The sequence below is a fragment of the Acinetobacter sp. NigerLNRRAM0016 genome, from assembly GCF_054112845.1.
Window position 1 is genome coordinate 54,604 of record NZ_JBSYVT010000013.1, and the last position, 14,411, is coordinate 69,014.

Sequence of the window (14,411 nt, forward strand, 5' to 3'; positions counted from 1 at the left end):
TGATCACACAATAAGGTGATCACCTAAACTTGCCGACCTATCAAAGTTGATTGAAAATTATCTGCAAAGTTTTATAATTTCGGCTTGCCTTTCTCCTCCCAAACAATTGCTATGAATATCTGGAAACAGCAAAGTCTTTTTTTGCTGATTGCGCTCGTGTCTGTGGTCTTTTTTTGTCTCTACCCAGCCCTACCACGAATTCTCAACAATCCTGAACAATATTTTCACTTGAACGGCGCTAAAATCGTTATTTCAGTGTTAATTAATTACGCGCTAATTTCCTTTATTTACTTATTGTTTAGAAAGACATTCATTACCATTTTCTTTAGCCAATTTATTTTCTTATTGCTGATTTTTGTCAACGCGCAAAAAGAAAAATATTTATCTGCTAGCCTCGTTCCCAGTGATTTCTTACTCATTAAAGAAACCTTTATCGTCGCTCCTTGGTTACTCAAATTTTCAGTGTTTACAGGCGTTGCTTTATGTATTGCACTGATGGTATTTCTTTACCGTAAAGAGCGCCTAGAGAAAAAACGTCTTTTTTTCTCGAATGCCGTGCTGTCTCTCCTTGCTTTAGGATTTTTTATTAGCGCCAACTTTAGCAATAATTTTGGTCTACTCTGTAAACAAAACCCTCAAAACTGGGTTTGTGAATATCGACAGTCTTTTCCAAATACCAAAGGTGATTGGATTGGCGACCATCTCACCATTCAGAAAATTGGCTTTATCCCCTTTTTCTTTTCTAAATCCGTAGATAGCTTAAATACTCAACTCTTTACAGAGAATATTCCAGAGCCAACCATCAAAGCGTTGTATACCCCTTTTAGCCAAACAACGACGACTGCTACACATACTGAACAACAACCCAATATTGTGATGATCATGAGTGAGGCACATTGGGATGCCCGTCAGTTAGGCAAAAGTATTCCTCAGAACATCACCCCAACGTTAGATCGCTATCAAACTTCACAACTGCTTTCTCCAGCTTTTGGTGGCGGTACGGCCAATGTCGAATTTGAAGTACTGACCAGCTTGAATATTTATCTCAACCATAATGAGTTGATGTATGTATCCAAACTGAAGCGTCCCACCTATTCCCTAGCCACCTATCTGAATAGTCTGGGCTATGACACCACCGCCATGCATAACAGCGGCAAGTTTTTTTATAACCGCAATACGGTATATCAAAATTTAGGTTTTAATCGTTTTACTTCTCTGGAAAATATGACCAGCGCACAAGATCGTGCCAAATATATCAATCAAGCCGGCTGGGCAACCGATGATTTGCTCTATCAATCCATCCGCACACAACTCAAACATACCGAACAACCCCAGTTCATTTATGCGATTACGGTAGAAAATCACTTCAACTACAATGATGATCGTTACGGTAAAGATCATTACAACATTGACCAACAAGGGCTCAGTGACCGCTCGAAACGCCAACTGAATACTTACCTCACTGGCTTACAGCGTGCTGACCAACATGTTGAAAAATTACTGCAAGATTTAAAACAACTAGAACGTCCAACTATTGTGATTTTCTTTGGGGATCATTTACCGAATTTAGGTCAGGTCTATGATGACTTGCATTTCTTTGCTTCAGAGCAAGAAAAAGCAGAAAAGAAAGATGTGAAATTTTTCAGTACGCCATTGGCTGTTTGGAGTAACTACCCAATCGATCGCAGTCTTTTCCAGCAAAAAAATATTGCAGCACATTTTCTGGCACCGAAAGTCCTCACCGCAGCGCAACTACCACTTCCGCCTTATTATCAATTTATTCAGGAAGTGAATTCTTGTTACAGTGCGATTCACTCAACAGGGGTCGAACTAAATCCTGAATGTAAATACCCGCATCCGCAACTGTTGAATCAATATAAAGATTTAAATATGGATGTGTTAAATGGCAAAAATTATACCTATCAACTTTTAGCAAAAAAGTAGGATAAAACGTTATAACATCGATGTCTCTTTTGAAACGGGTTGGTCTATCGTCTTAATATTTTCTGATTTATCCCATGCCGAAGCGGTTTGGGAAAGTTCAGTAGGACGTGGATCACATGCCATAATGGCAAAGGTCACCACTGCACAGAAGAGGATAAAAAATTGAGCCATCGCAGCCTGCTCCAATCAAATTGATGGCATGCAGTCTACGCTGTGATCATGACGATATCATTAAGTGCCTGTTATCAATTGAGTTTGATTTGATTCACTTTTGTAAAAAAAATGCACCCTGTCAGGTGCATTTTTTATGTTTAAACCATCAAGCCTATTACCAGCCTAAAGCTTCTTGCTGTTTCTGAATGAGCGCTTGAATCCCCTGCTCTGCCATTTCTAGCATCGCATTGGCTTGAGCGCGAGTGAATGGCTTGTCTTCTGCCGTACCTTGAATTTCAATGAATTCGCCTGCTTGGGTCATCACCACATTCAAATCCGTTTGACAGTTTGAATCTTCTTCGTAGCACAAGTCCAATAAGACTTCGTCTTTAAAGATACCGACAGAAATCGCAGCCACCAAACCTTTGAGTGGATCATGCTTAATTTTCTTTTGTTCCAGCAAAACATTCATTGCATCAACCAGAGCAACTGCTGCGCCGGTAATTGCCGCAGTACGTGTACCACCATCAGCCTGAATCACGTCACAGTCGATGGTGATGGTGTTTTCACCCAGTTTCTTTAAATCCACCATGGCACGTAAACTACGACCAATCAAACGCTGGATTTCTTGGGTACGACCTGACTGTTTGCCACGTGCCGCTTCACGGTCACTCCGAGTATGGGTTGAACGTGGCAACATGCCATATTCCGCGGTTACCCAACCTTGTCCTTTGCCTTTCAGGAAACGAGGTACAGAATTATCAATACTAGCCGTACACAACACTTTGGTATGGCCAAATTCAACCAGCACAGAACCTTCGGCATAACGTGTGTAATTGCGTGTAATTTTTACATCACGTAATTGATCTAGAGTACGTTGGTCGATACGCATAATTCGCCTTTTAGCTTGACTGAAATTCGTTGCGCCCAAGTATAGCAGATGCGCTCTCAGCAAATGGCATATCCGTGAAACAGTCGCTAAAAAACTCTGAGATGGGCGATAAGCCGCTGAATTCAGGTGGAGCAAGATGCTGTTTTAATCAGCAATAAATTTGTTAAACTCAGCCAAACCCTGCTGAGTGTGACTATGTCGATAAGAGATGAACGCAAACAACAAAGCCGCCAAGCCCTCTTGGATGCGGCTTTAGGTTTAAGTTCGTCTGGACTTTCCTTTAGCAGCATGAGTCTGAGAGAAATTACTCGATCTGTGGGATTAGTACCTGCCGCTTTTTATCGGCATTTCCACGATAAAGATGAATTGGGCTTAGAACTGGTTGATCGGGTTGCCTTGCAACTGAAACGGGTTTTACATCAGCTTAAACTTGCCACACTGTTTCAGCCCGATGCAGACATTGATCTGCATTTGCATCAGTTTCTCAACGCAGTGCAGCAGCACCCTGAATGGTGGATTTTTTTCAGTGCTGAACGTTGGGGTGGCTCTACCTTATTACGTCAGGCAATCGCACGTGAAATTGATTCGCTGGTTGATGACCTGAGTCATGATTTAAGTCAGGTAAAACAGCCACAACATCTGTATTCGACGCAAGATTTACAAAGTTTGGCCAATATTTTAATCAACCAGTCTTTGAATTGGGCGATGTCATGGATCAACCTGACTCATCAAGGCAATACTGATTCAATTCAACAACTACACTTTAAACAGCAAACCCAACGCCAGATTCAGCTTTTATTTGGTGGTATTGCCCATGTTGAACCCGCATGCGCAGCAGAAATACTGGACCATAAGGCATAAAAAAACCTGCAACAATGCAGGTTTTTTTCACGTTTTTGCTCTTATTTGGCTTTACGCTCTTTCTCGACCAAGTAGCTCACCACTTGCGTGACTTTGGCATCTTCGCCTTGCACCACATACTTACCATTCACCACCACCGCAGGCACACCTGTTAACTGGTACTGTCTCGCCAGTTGCTGTGATTGTGCAACTTTAGACGTGATTGGGAAAGAGTTAAACATGCTGTTAAATTTAGCTTCAGGCACACCATATTTGCTAAAGAATTTTGCTTGTGACTGCTGATCAAAAATCTGTTGACCATTGACATGAATGGCATGGAACAATGGTAAATGCGTATTTTTGCGCACGCCCAATGCTTCAGAGACATAGTAACCTCGTGCACCCTGCTCCCAGATTGGGTTCATGGCTGCTGGGGTACGTACAAAACGCACATCTTTTGGAATATTCTTCAACCATGTTTGCATATGCGGTTCTAATTTAAAGCAATGCGGGCAACCATACCAAAAGAATTCACGCACTTCGATTTTTCCTGGCACTTCAACTTTGCCTGGGTTTGCAACTACAGTGTAGTCTTTCCCTGCTACAAAATCGGCGGCCATAACACTACCAGAAAATGCAAATACGGCCGTTGCAAGGCTACCCAAAAGGAATTTTTTCATTGCGTTTGTTGTCCTCTAAATCATTATGATGAGCTTATGCGAAAACTATAAAACAATTTAGTCGATTTCGTTTTCCTTCTGTGAACTTTTTTACTGCTTTTATCGCTTTTTTTAGAATTAACGCTACACTAGCCGTATTGATCTTTATATGAAAACAACTGGGTTGAGGTAGCACCAATGTCGCAATTAAATGTTGATCCGCAAGAAATTGCCAAATTTGAAGCCTTCGCTGCTATATGGTGGGATCAGCATTCTGAATTCCGACCTTTACACCAAATTAACCCACTGCGCCTCAACTGGATTGATGAACGGGTCAATGGTCTCGCAGGCAAAAAAGTCCTCGATGTGGGCTGCGGTGGCGGCATTTTGGCAGAAAGCATGGCGCGTCGTGGTGCGCAAGTGCTTGGGATTGATATGGGTGTTGCTCCCCTGAATGTGGCACGTATTCATGCAGAACAAGAAGGCGTACAAAACATCGAATATCGCCAAGTGCCTGTCGAAGAATTGGCGCTAGAACAAGCAGGACAATACGATGTCGTGACCTGTATGGAAATGCTGGAACATGTCCCAGATCCTGCCTCGATTATTCAAGCCTGCCAGACTTTGGTCAAACCTGGTGGACATGTATTTTTCTCGACCATCAACCGCAATCCAAAAGCCTACTTATTCGCGATCATTGGGGCAGAATACATTTTAAGAATGTTGGCAAAAGGCACACATGATTATCATAAATTTATTAAGCCATCTGAGTTGGCGCATGATATTCGTCAAGCGGGCTTAAATCTGAAAGATATGACAGGACTGCATTACAATCCATTGACCAAACGCTACTGGTTGGCACCGAATGTCGATGTCAACTACATGGTCTATACCGTGAAAGCAGGTGCAGAATGAAAGCCGTTCTGTTCGATCTCGATGGCACCTTAATTGATACCGCCGCGGACTTCATTCGCATTATTCAAGGTATGTGCCGTGATGAAGGACGTGAGATTGTCAATGCCGAACTGATTCGCACCCAAGTCTCTGAAGGTGCGCGTGCCATGGTTAAACTGGTTTATCCCGAACTTGCGGTAGATGATCCCGTGTTTCTGGCACATCGCCAACGCTTTCTGGATTTGTACGGCGCAGATATTGCGGTAGATACCGACCTGTTTGCAGGAATGACTCCACTTTTGGAAGAACTGGAACAGCAGAACATTCCTTGGGGCATTGTCACCAACAAACCACGCGGACTGAGTGAATCTTTATTGGCTGCGCTGAATCTGACTGAACGCTGTGCCGTATTGGTGTGTCCTGAAGATGTCAGCAAAACCAAACCTGATCCTGAGCCAATGTATCTGGCAGCAAAGCAATTGCAACTGCCTGCGGAACAATGTATTTATGTGGGTGATCATCCACGTGATATTGATGCGGGTCGCCATGCCCAGATGTACACGATTTTGGCAGCGTATGGCTATTTACCGCTGGCACACAAAGATGACCTCGCTGCGTGGCAGGCGAATTGTATTGTGAACACTGTGACCGAATTACAACACGCGATTCAACAAAAACTCATGCTCAACAATGCGATAAATACATAAACTTGATGAAGTAAAAATAAGAAGGAGGTGACCATGAAATATTCCGAATATCAACCTCGCCCAGATCTACTTAAAGATCGCATCATTTTAATTACAGGGGCTAGCGATGGCATTGGTCGTGCTGCCGCACTCAGCTATGCACTGCACGGTGCGACTGTGGTGTTACACGGTCGTACCCTGAACAAACTGGAAGTCCTTTACGATGAGATTGAAAGTTTGGGTGCTCCGCAACCTGCGATTTTGCCGCTGCAATTGTCCAGTGCTTCACCGCGCGACTATGAACTGCTGTATGACACTTTAGATAAACAATTCGGTCGTCTCGATGGCATTTTGCATAATGCGGGCATCTTGGGTGAGCGTACCGAACTGGAGAATTACCCCATTGATGTTTGGGATGATGTCATGGCCGTGAACTTGCGTGCGCCTTTCATTTTGACGCAGGAACTGCTGCCGCTGCTGCAAAAGTCTGAACATGCCTCTGTCGTGTTTGCCAGTTCTGGCGTTGGTCGTCAGGTACGAGAAAAATGGGGTGCTTATTCGGTGTCTAAAATTGCCATTGAAGCCGTGAGCCTATTATTCGCCAAAGAAAATCAGCATCCAAATGTCCGTTTCAATTGCCTGAATCCGGGTGCCACCCGCACGGCAATGCGTGCCAAAGCCTATCCTGATGAAGATCCGAAAACCTTGGCAACACCGGAATCAATCATGCCGGCCTATCTGTATTTGATGGGCGATGATAGCCTACATATGAGTGGACAAAGCATTGATGCTCAGGATTGAAGTCTTTTCAACTTGAGCTAGGTGAATTTAAAAATCCTTTGTGACCTACAAAGGATTTTTTATCTCATCATCGTTTTATTTTATTAATTTTATAAATATATTCGGTTTTATAAATCAACAGGTCTTCCCTAAACTGTGCAGACAGACTCAGCAGCACAATTTAAGGGGACTTTTTTCATGACTGATTTACAGCACAAAGTTGAACTGATTCGTTCAATTCAATCCCTGCAACTGCCTGAAACATTGGTACACGCCCTAGATGACGCACAGCAAGCCCGTGCTGTGATTGAAGCTGTAGATGGCTTGCAGCATCTGGTTGAACAGTGGAATTAACTGTTTTTTTGCCTTCGTGAACCCTCATGAAATCGAACGCTAGCGCTGAATCTTTGCACGCTTTGACCGCGTTGAAGGTACTGAACAGCACAACTTGCCACTTTAGAAAGATTTCCAAACTTGATGATTTCATGGATAATATTCTTAATTTATCTATTTTTTTAAAGAATTAATCCAATTCCTTCACAGTTTCTCTGCATTTTTTTCGTACATTAAGAACTGTGAAATGAACACATCGATAACGAGGGGTCAACATGAAGAAGACGATGGCAATATTGACCATTTCTTTCAGTGCATTGATGGCAAGCAGCCTGAGTTCTGCTGCACCTCACTTTGATAATCGTGGTGATGACCATCCCCGCAATAATCAAGGTAAGGGGCGCGACTTTCGTGATTTTGATCAAGGTGATGAACGTATTCAAGACAAACGCCGCATGCGTGAAGAACGCGGGGTAAAACGTCTACAGCAGCATCAATGGCAAACAGGTTATGTCATGCCGCAGCATTATCGTGGCAACGGCTATAAAGTCGGATACAAAGAACATAACTTGCCTAAACCTGCACGCAATCAACAATGGTACAAAATCAACAATGACTACATTTTAATTGATTCTGGCAGCAATGGTATTTTGCGCATTGTGAACGATTAAGCAGCTAGCAATTTCCTTTACCTTTTTCGCCAGTCTGGCTCATCTCTAGACTGGCTTTTTTTATGTCTACCCTTTGGTGATCCATCGCTCTCCTTGGTCGAGCCTGATTGCCTGATTTGCTTGTATCCCTTATGTGGCAAGCATTTACAATCTTCGTTTTTTCTCCATCAAATTCACATTTGCATAATAGTGCTCTCATTATTTCTCTGCTGTTGTTCGCTACCTTTATCTCATCGGAACACATCAACAAACATTGAGGTACATCATGAATAAATTCGTTTCTGCTGTTATTTTTACCTTGGGTACCGCGGTGACCGCATCTGCAATTGCAGCGCCTGCCTATGAGCATCGTTATGATGAACGCCACTATGCCGAACAGCATGACCGTGACTGGAAAAAAGAAGATGGTCGCTGGAATGACAAGCGCTATCAACGTATTAACCCAAGCCGTGATTGGCGCGTCGGTCAAACCCTCCCACGCGGTTATGACTCATCCCGCTATGCGGTAGATTATCGTGATGCAAAGCGCTTACACAAACCTGCGCGTAATCAGCAATGGTACAAAATTAACGGCGATTACGTCTTAGTCAACGAGCGTAACAACCGCATCCTGCATATTATTGGCTAATCTTTTCTTCTCGTGTGAATTCCCTTCCCTCGGCACCTTAGCGCAAGTTAAGGTGTTTTTTTATCTAAGATTGTTCGCCTGCCATTTTTTTGATTAAAATCGACTATTGATTCAAATTTTTTGAGATAGGCATGCAAGCGAATTCGAACGATGTATCACAAAGCACAACCTTACAATATGTGCACTGGTTTCGACATTCTGCACCCTACATCAATGCCCACCGCAACAAAACCTTCGTGATCATGTTTGATGGTGAAGCGGTACAGCATGAAAATTTTCAACATATTATCCATGATATTGCCTTGCTCAATTCCCTCGGCATTCGACTGATTCTGGTGCATGGTGCGCGTCAACAAATCAACCAGAATTTAAACAGCAGCGGCCTGAGCACCCCATTCCATCAACACCGTCGTATCACCACGCGTGAGTCGCTGGGCTGTGTCATGAATGCCGTCGGCTCCATTCGCCTGCAAATCGAAGCTTTACTGTCCATGGGGCTTGCCAACTCCCCCATGTATGGTGCACGCATTGATGTAGTTTCGGGCAATTTTATTACCGCCAAACCCTATGGAATTCGCGATGGCATTGATTTCCAACTCACAGGTGAAGTGCGCAGTGTCGATACCGATGCGATTCAGAAGCACCTGCAACAACACAATATTGTGATGCTCGGACCTGTGGGTTATTCCACCACGGGTGAAGTCTTCAACTTACCTGCTGAAGAAGTTGCGACCAAAACCGCCATCAGCTTAAAAGCTGATAAATTGATTTTTCTGGGCAAGCAACACGGTTTGCAGAATGCTCAAGGTCAATTACAGCGTGAGATTACCCCACAACGGCTGGATCAATATATTGCGCAATCGCAAGATACCAATCCAGAATTGGCGCAACAGTTACGCAATGCACAAATTGCCTCTCTCAAAGGCGTGCATCGCGTGCATCTGATTTCCTATACTTATGATGGTGCTTTACTGGAAGAACTGTTTACCCGTGATGGTTCAGGCACGCTGGTGACGGATGCACATTATGAAGATGTGCGTATGGCGAATATTCAGGATGTGGGTGGACTGATCAATTTACTGCGCCCGCTGGAAGAAGACGGGATTTTGGTCTATCGCTCACGGGAACGACTGGAAACGGAAATCGAACAGTTTGCCGTGATTGAACGCGACGGTATGATTCTCGCCTGTGCAGCCCTGTATCCGATTCCTGCTCAAGACAATGAGTTACGCTCTGCCGAAATTGCCTGTGTCGCGGTGCATCCAAGCTACCGTAAATCGAATCGTGGCAGCCAAATCCTACATTATCTGGAAGATAAAGCGCGCAGTCTGGGCATACAGCAATTATTTGTACTCACTACGCGTACCGCACATTGGTTCCTAGAACATGGTTTCGAAACGGCCAACGTCGATGAACTCCCGAATGCACGCCAAGCCCTGTATAACTATCAACGCAATTCCTTGGTATTTAAAAAGCAGATTTAAATGCACAGCGCATTACACGAATCCCCTATCCACACATAAAAATGCTTTACCCAGATCACCATGATTTTGGTAAAGCCCTAATGCGACTTCCTTTCAATAGGGTTAATTTTCTGAGTTGATCCGATCACTGATTTAGCAGGATTTATGCTTTGTATATCTGGCAAGCTGCTGAACTGCTGCTGATGCTATATACATTCACGATATAAGCTTATCCAAAGCTGTTCAATAAAAAATAAATCCAATATTTTCATATAATTAAATCAATATAAATTTATATTTTATCTTTTTGCTAAATCAGTTTTTGCACTAAGTTTTGCAGCTTTTGATTTATCTTTTTTTTTCATGACCAATCCCTATTTTTTTATTTTTTTCGCATAAGAAAGCGCTATAGCGTATCTGCACAAGCTTATATCCATCCTTATCTTTTGCGGAGTATCACCATCATGAGCAAGCCTCTTTCTACTACAGCACGTCCATGGATTGTTTTGACTGTTGTGGCAGGCAGTATGTTCATGGCGGCTTGTAGCCCACAAAAAGCAGAAACCATCACCTTAAACATTGGTTTTCAAAAGTACGGCATCTTACCAATTGTGAAGGAGCGTGGCACTTTAGAAAAAGCCTTGGCAGCGCAAGGCGTGCAAGTGAAGTGGGTCGAATTTCCTGCAGGTCCACAATTATTAGAAGGCTTAAATGTCGGCAGTGTGGCGTTGGGTGAAGCAGGTGAAGCCCCTCCAATTTTTGCCCAAGCCGCCAATTCCAATTTGGTTTATGTCGCCAATCAACCAGCAGCGCCATTAGCTGAAGCACTGATTGTGCCGAAAAATTCAAACCTGAAAAGCATTCAAGATTTGAAAGGCAAACGCGTGGTGCTGAACAAAGGCTCCAATGTGCATTATTTGTTGCTTAAAGTGCTTGAAGCCAATCAACTTAAACTCTCCGATATTCAAGTGGTGTACCTCCCTCCTGCGGATGCACGTGCCGCTTTTGAACGTGGTGCAGTTGATGCTTGGGTAATTTGGGACCCGTTCTTTGCGGCTGCCGAACAGCAGTTAGGCGCACGAGTACTTGCTACAGGGGACAAGCTGGTCAATAACCATCAGTTTTACTTGGCAGATCGCAAATTTGCACAGCAACATCCTGACATTTTAAAAACCGTGGTGAATGAACTCAATCAGACCACCACTTGGGTTGCTCAACATCAAGCACAAGCAGCGCAACTATTACAACAACCGACGGGCTTACCCATCGACGTCTTAAGCCGTTCCATCTCGCGGATGGGATTTGGGGTGCAGCCGATCTCCACTGAGGTTGCCCAACAACAACAATTTGTCGCGGATGCCTTTTATCAACAAAAGCTGATTCCCCACAAAATTGACATTCAAACCGCCATTTTAAAAACGACACCATAATATTCAGGAACAGCAAAATGAATACACTGAAAACAATAACTTTCGCTGGTATTACCGCACTCATCCTTTCGCTCAGTGCCTGCCAAAAATCTGAATCAAGCCAAAGCCAAGCAGTTGACCAAAACACGGCTAAAGCCGTAGATACGCTCGCGATTGGTTACCAAAAATCTTCCCTAAATTTATTGGTAGCACGTCAGCAGAAGTTGTTTGAACAGGAGTTTCCGCACGCCAAAATTGAATGGAAAGAGTTCCCTGCAGGACCGCAAATGCTAGAAGCTTTAGCAGTGGGTGCGATTGATTTTGGTGCCGTAGGCAACACTCCGCCGATCTTCGCCCAAGCCGCAGGGAAAGATTTGAGTTATGTCGGTTATGAGTTGGTGCCTGCCAATTCCCAAGCCCTACTGATTCCAAAAGGCAGTGCCATTCAGTCTATTCAGGAGTTAAAAGGCAAACGCATTGCGGTACAAAAAGGCTCGAGTGCACATGAATTGCTGGCAAAAATTTTGCAGAAAGCAGGTCTCAGCTGGCAGGACATTCAACCCATTTGGTTGCCTCCAGCGGATGCGCGTGCCGCCTTTGACAAACAGTCGGTGGATGCTTGGGCAATTTGGGAACCCTACCTCAGTGCTGCCGAACAAGATGCGCCTGCCCAAGTGCTGATTGATGGGACGGCTTTCCCAAAAACCTATTCGTTCTATATCGGTAATCCGAAATTTATCGCGGCACATCCACAAGCCACAACGCAGTTTTTACATGGCTTAAATCAGGCAGATCAATGGGTCTTAAACAATCAGCCAAAAGCCTTAAGCGTATACACCCAAAGTACAGGTTTGCAAACCACGATTGCCCAGCGTGTGATTGATAAACGCCTGAAGCCGTCTCCAATTCAGACCTTAAGCCCTGAAGTGGTACAGGCACAGCAACAGATTGCGGATCTGTTCCAACAGGTTCAATTGATTCCGAAAAATATTCAAGTTCAAACCACGGTTTGGACAGCACCAAAAGCTCACTAATCTGTAAAATTTGTAAGGATATTGATAATGAAAATTTTCTGGTTTATTCCCACCCATGGTGACAGTCGTTATTTAGGCACCAGCAAAGGCGCGCGTCAAGTCGATCATGCTTATATGAAGCAAATTGCAGTGGCGGTAGACAATTTAGGCTATGAAGGTGTGCTGATTCCAACTGGACGTTCATGTGAAGATCCATGGATTACTGCCGCAAGTTTGATTGATGCTACCCAGAATTTGAAATTTTTAGTGGCATTACGCCCAGGGGTGACCACGCCTGCATTGGCTGCGCGTATGGCGGCAACCTTTGACCGACTCTCTAATGGACGTGTGTTGCTCAATCTGGTGACGGGGGGTGACGAACAAGAACTTAAAGGCGATGGCATTTATGAAGATCATGCCTCACGTTATGAAACGGCCAGTGAATACACCAAAATCTGGCGTGAAATTCTGACCCGTTCGCATACGGGTGAATCTTTCAGTTTTCATGGCGAACACTTAAAAGTTGATGATGCCAAGTTGCTCTATCCGCCTGTGCAACAGCCCTACCCGCCTTTATGGTTTGGCGGTTCTTCGGATGCTGCGATTGAGCTGGCCACCGAACAAGTCGATACCTATTTAACGTGGGGTGAACCCCCTGCAGCTGTCAAAGAAAAAATTGCAACTGTCCGTGCGAAAGCAGCCGCAAAAGGACGCCAACTCAACTACGGTATTCGTCTACATGTGATTGTGCGTGAAACCAATGAGGAAGCATGGACAGCCGCCAATGAACTGATTCAGTATGTCGATGATGTGACCATTGCCGCAGCACAGCAAAAATTCAAGCAAATGGACTCTGTAGGTCAACGACGCATGGCCGAACTACATAATGGCGATCGTACTAAACTCGAAGTTTCTCCAAACCTATGGGCTGGGGTTGGACTGGTGCGTGGCGGTGCAGGAACAGCATTGGTGGGCGACCCGCAAACCGTAGCAGATCGAATTCAGGAATATGCCGATTTAGGCATTAGCACCTTTATCTTTTCTGGCTATCCGCATTTGGAAGAATCAATTCGCTTTGCCGAACTGGTGTTCCCGCTCTTGCCTCTAGAAACCCGCAAGAAATTGTCGCAACCGAATTTAACTGGACCCTTTGGCGAAATTGTCGCGAACAATTATGTCCCTAATCAGACCACGGCTTCGCGCCCCATTCAGGAGTCGGCTTAATGTCCAAAATTACTGCGGCTGAAACTTTCCCTACGCGGAAAGTTTCACGTGGAACAAAACTTGGGCAGCGTTTTCTGCCTTGGTTGTTCCCATTTTTATTGATTTTGATCTGGCAAATTGCTTCCAGCACAGGTCTGCTACAAAGTCGAATTTTACCTGCACCCACAGCAGTAGTTAGTGCATTCTGGCATTTACTGATCAGTGGTGAACTTTGGCACCATGTCAAAGTCAGCGCAGGACGCGCCTTGCTCGGTCTGGCGATTGGTGGCGGTCTAGGTTTGCTGTTAGGACTACTGAATGGTTCATCCAAAACAGCATCGATCCTGCTGGATACCACCTTACAAATGATTCGTAATATCCCTGCCTTGGCGCTGATTCCACTGGTGATTCTCTGGTTCGGGATTGATGAAACGGCAAAGTTATTTTTGGTGGCGGTTGGGGTGTTTTTCCCAATTTATATCAACACCTACCATGGCATTCGTTCGGTCGATCCGCAACTGATTGAAATGGGCAAAAGTTACGGACTCAGTCGCTGGGAACTGTATAAAAACATTATTTTACCTGGGGCAATGCCCTCTATTTTGGTCGGCTTACGTTTTGCACTGGGCTTGGTCTGGGTACTGCTGATTGTTGCAGAAACCATTTCTGCCCAAGCTGGCATTGGCTACATGACCATGAATGCTCGCGAGTTTTTACAGACCGATGTGGTTCTGGTCGGCATCTTACTCTACGCCCTATTGGGTAAACTGGCAGATGTCCTTGCAGTGAACTTAGAAAAATACTTAATACGCTGGCACCCTGGCTATCAAAAATAAGGAGCAG

Annotated in this window: 16 protein-coding genes; 13 read left to right on the plus strand and 3 right to left on the minus strand. The window is 44.4% G+C overall.

The genetic code is table 11. The features are described from left to right. Positions 1 to 111: 111 nt before the first annotated feature. Entirely contained in the window at positions 112 to 1,944 is a 1,833-nt protein-coding gene (locus ACWQ4X_RS10040; protein ID WP_457903537.1) for an LTA synthase family protein, read from the plus strand. A gap of 9 nt (positions 1,945 to 1,953) precedes the next feature. Here the strand turns inward: ACWQ4X_RS10040 and ACWQ4X_RS10045 are convergent, their stop codons facing one another. Together ACWQ4X_RS10045 and rph are read right to left on the minus strand one after the other, a co-directional pair. After that, on the minus strand, positions 1,954 to 2,115 hold the full coding sequence (locus ACWQ4X_RS10045) for an ABZJ_00068 family colistin stress protein (protein ID WP_457903538.1): 162 nt from the start codon (positions 2,113 to 2,115) through the stop codon (positions 1,954 to 1,956). 157 nt (positions 2,116 to 2,272) lie between these two features. Further along, positions 2,273 to 2,989: a ribonuclease PH gene (gene rph / locus ACWQ4X_RS10050; protein ID WP_100242330.1), complete on the minus strand. Its 717-nt coding sequence runs from the start codon at positions 2,987 to 2,989 to the stop codon at positions 2,273 to 2,275. A gap of 195 nt (positions 2,990 to 3,184) precedes the next feature. On the opposite strand from rph, the gene ACWQ4X_RS10055 reads away from it, so the two are divergent. Continuing rightward, entirely contained in the window at positions 3,185 to 3,850 is a 666-nt protein-coding gene (locus ACWQ4X_RS10055) for a TetR family transcriptional regulator (protein WP_457903539.1), read from the plus strand. A gap of 41 nt (positions 3,851 to 3,891) precedes the next feature. Here the strand turns inward: ACWQ4X_RS10055 and ACWQ4X_RS10060 are convergent, their stop codons facing one another. Then, entirely contained in the window at positions 3,892 to 4,509 is a 618-nt protein-coding gene (locus ACWQ4X_RS10060) for a thiol:disulfide interchange protein DsbA/DsbL (RefSeq protein WP_100242332.1), read from the minus strand. A gap of 177 nt (positions 4,510 to 4,686) precedes the next feature. On the opposite strand from ACWQ4X_RS10060, the gene ubiG reads away from it, so the two are divergent. From ubiG to ssuC, 11 genes are all read left to right on the plus strand, one after another. After that, on the plus strand, positions 4,687 to 5,403 hold the full coding sequence (gene ubiG / locus ACWQ4X_RS10065; RefSeq protein ID WP_142769831.1) for a bifunctional 2-polyprenyl-6-hydroxyphenol methylase/3-demethylubiquinol 3-O-methyltransferase UbiG: 717 nt from the start codon (positions 4,687 to 4,689) through the stop codon (positions 5,401 to 5,403). After that, complete coding sequence (locus ACWQ4X_RS10070) at positions 5,400 to 6,089, plus strand: HAD family hydrolase (protein WP_457903540.1); 690 nt, start codon at positions 5,400 to 5,402, stop codon at positions 6,087 to 6,089. Before ubiG ends, ACWQ4X_RS10070 begins: the two co-directional genes overlap by 4 nt. 33 nt (positions 6,090 to 6,122) lie before the next feature. Beyond that, positions 6,123 to 6,869 (plus strand): YciK family oxidoreductase, encoded by a 747-nt coding sequence (locus ACWQ4X_RS10075; protein WP_100242335.1) that lies wholly within the window; start codon positions 6,123 to 6,125, stop codon positions 6,867 to 6,869. Positions 6,870 to 7,046: 177 nt separating this feature from the next. Continuing rightward, positions 7,047 to 7,202, plus strand: coding sequence for a hypothetical protein (locus tag ACWQ4X_RS10080; RefSeq protein ID WP_171519186.1), 156 nt, complete (start codon positions 7,047 to 7,049; stop codon positions 7,200 to 7,202). A 254-nt stretch (positions 7,203 to 7,456) separates the two neighbouring features. Further along, positions 7,457 to 7,852, plus strand: coding sequence for an RcnB family protein (locus ACWQ4X_RS10085; protein ID WP_457903541.1), 396 nt, complete (start codon positions 7,457 to 7,459; stop codon positions 7,850 to 7,852). 265 nt (positions 7,853 to 8,117) lie between these two features. Beyond that, positions 8,118 to 8,480 carry an RcnB family protein gene (locus tag ACWQ4X_RS10090; RefSeq protein WP_374530746.1) on the plus strand — a complete coding sequence of 121 codons (363 nt, stop codon included), beginning with the start codon at positions 8,118 to 8,120 and terminating at the stop codon, positions 8,478 to 8,480. Between the two features lie 131 nt (positions 8,481 to 8,611). Then, positions 8,612 to 9,964 (plus strand): amino-acid N-acetyltransferase, encoded by a 1,353-nt coding sequence (gene argA / locus ACWQ4X_RS10095; protein ID WP_457903542.1) that lies wholly within the window; start codon positions 8,612 to 8,614, stop codon positions 9,962 to 9,964. 443 nt (positions 9,965 to 10,407) lie between these two features. Continuing rightward, a complete protein-coding gene (locus ACWQ4X_RS10100) occupies positions 10,408 to 11,373 on the plus strand; it encodes a sulfonate ABC transporter substrate-binding protein (protein WP_457903543.1) in 966 nt (321 codons plus the stop codon). Between the two features lie 17 nt (positions 11,374 to 11,390). After that, a complete protein-coding gene (locus ACWQ4X_RS10105; RefSeq protein ID WP_457903544.1) occupies positions 11,391 to 12,386 on the plus strand; it encodes an aliphatic sulfonate ABC transporter substrate-binding protein in 996 nt (331 codons plus the stop codon). Between the two features lie 27 nt (positions 12,387 to 12,413). Next, positions 12,414 to 13,589, plus strand: a complete 1,176-nt coding sequence (gene ssuD, locus ACWQ4X_RS10110; protein WP_457903545.1) for an FMNH2-dependent alkanesulfonate monooxygenase — start codon at positions 12,414 to 12,416, stop codon at positions 13,587 to 13,589. Then, positions 13,589 to 14,404: an aliphatic sulfonate ABC transporter permease SsuC gene (gene ssuC, locus ACWQ4X_RS10115; RefSeq protein WP_457903546.1), complete on the plus strand. Its 816-nt coding sequence runs from the start codon at positions 13,589 to 13,591 to the stop codon at positions 14,402 to 14,404. The genes ssuD and ssuC overlap by 1 nt, the downstream gene beginning before the upstream one ends. Positions 14,405 to 14,411 lie beyond the last annotated feature (7 nt).

Coding starts and splice junctions, on each gene's coding strand:
- ssuC (WP_457903546.1), top strand. CDS start 13,589: ATGTCCAAAATTACTGCGGCTGAAACTTTCCCTACGCGGAAAGTTTCA.
- ACWQ4X_RS10100 (WP_457903543.1), top strand. CDS start 10,408: ATGAGCAAGCCTCTTTCTACTACAGCACGTCCATGGATTGTTTTGACT.
- argA (WP_457903542.1), top strand. CDS start 8,612: ATGCAAGCGAATTCGAACGATGTATCACAAAGCACAACCTTACAATAT.
- ACWQ4X_RS10105 (WP_457903544.1), top strand. CDS start 11,391: ATGAATACACTGAAAACAATAACTTTCGCTGGTATTACCGCACTCATC.
- rph (WP_100242330.1), bottom strand. CDS start 2,989: ATGCGTATCGACCAACGTACTCTAGATCAATTACGTGATGTAAAAATT.
- ACWQ4X_RS10060 (WP_100242332.1), bottom strand. CDS start 4,509: ATGAAAAAATTCCTTTTGGGTAGCCTTGCAACGGCCGTATTTGCATTT.
- ACWQ4X_RS10070 (WP_457903540.1), top strand. CDS start 5,400: ATGAAAGCCGTTCTGTTCGATCTCGATGGCACCTTAATTGATACCGCC.
- ACWQ4X_RS10090 (WP_374530746.1), top strand. CDS start 8,118: ATGAATAAATTCGTTTCTGCTGTTATTTTTACCTTGGGTACCGCGGTG.
- ACWQ4X_RS10085 (WP_457903541.1), top strand. CDS start 7,457: ATGAAGAAGACGATGGCAATATTGACCATTTCTTTCAGTGCATTGATG.
- ACWQ4X_RS10080 (WP_171519186.1), top strand. CDS start 7,047: ATGACTGATTTACAGCACAAAGTTGAACTGATTCGTTCAATTCAATCC.
- ubiG (WP_142769831.1), top strand. CDS start 4,687: ATGTCGCAATTAAATGTTGATCCGCAAGAAATTGCCAAATTTGAAGCC.
- ACWQ4X_RS10055 (WP_457903539.1), top strand. CDS start 3,185: ATGTCGATAAGAGATGAACGCAAACAACAAAGCCGCCAAGCCCTCTTG.
- ssuD (WP_457903545.1), top strand. CDS start 12,414: ATGAAAATTTTCTGGTTTATTCCCACCCATGGTGACAGTCGTTATTTA.
- ACWQ4X_RS10040 (WP_457903537.1), top strand. CDS start 112: ATGAATATCTGGAAACAGCAAAGTCTTTTTTTGCTGATTGCGCTCGTG.
- ACWQ4X_RS10045 (WP_457903538.1), bottom strand. CDS start 2,115: ATGGCTCAATTTTTTATCCTCTTCTGTGCAGTGGTGACCTTTGCCATT.
- ACWQ4X_RS10075 (WP_100242335.1), top strand. CDS start 6,123: ATGAAATATTCCGAATATCAACCTCGCCCAGATCTACTTAAAGATCGC.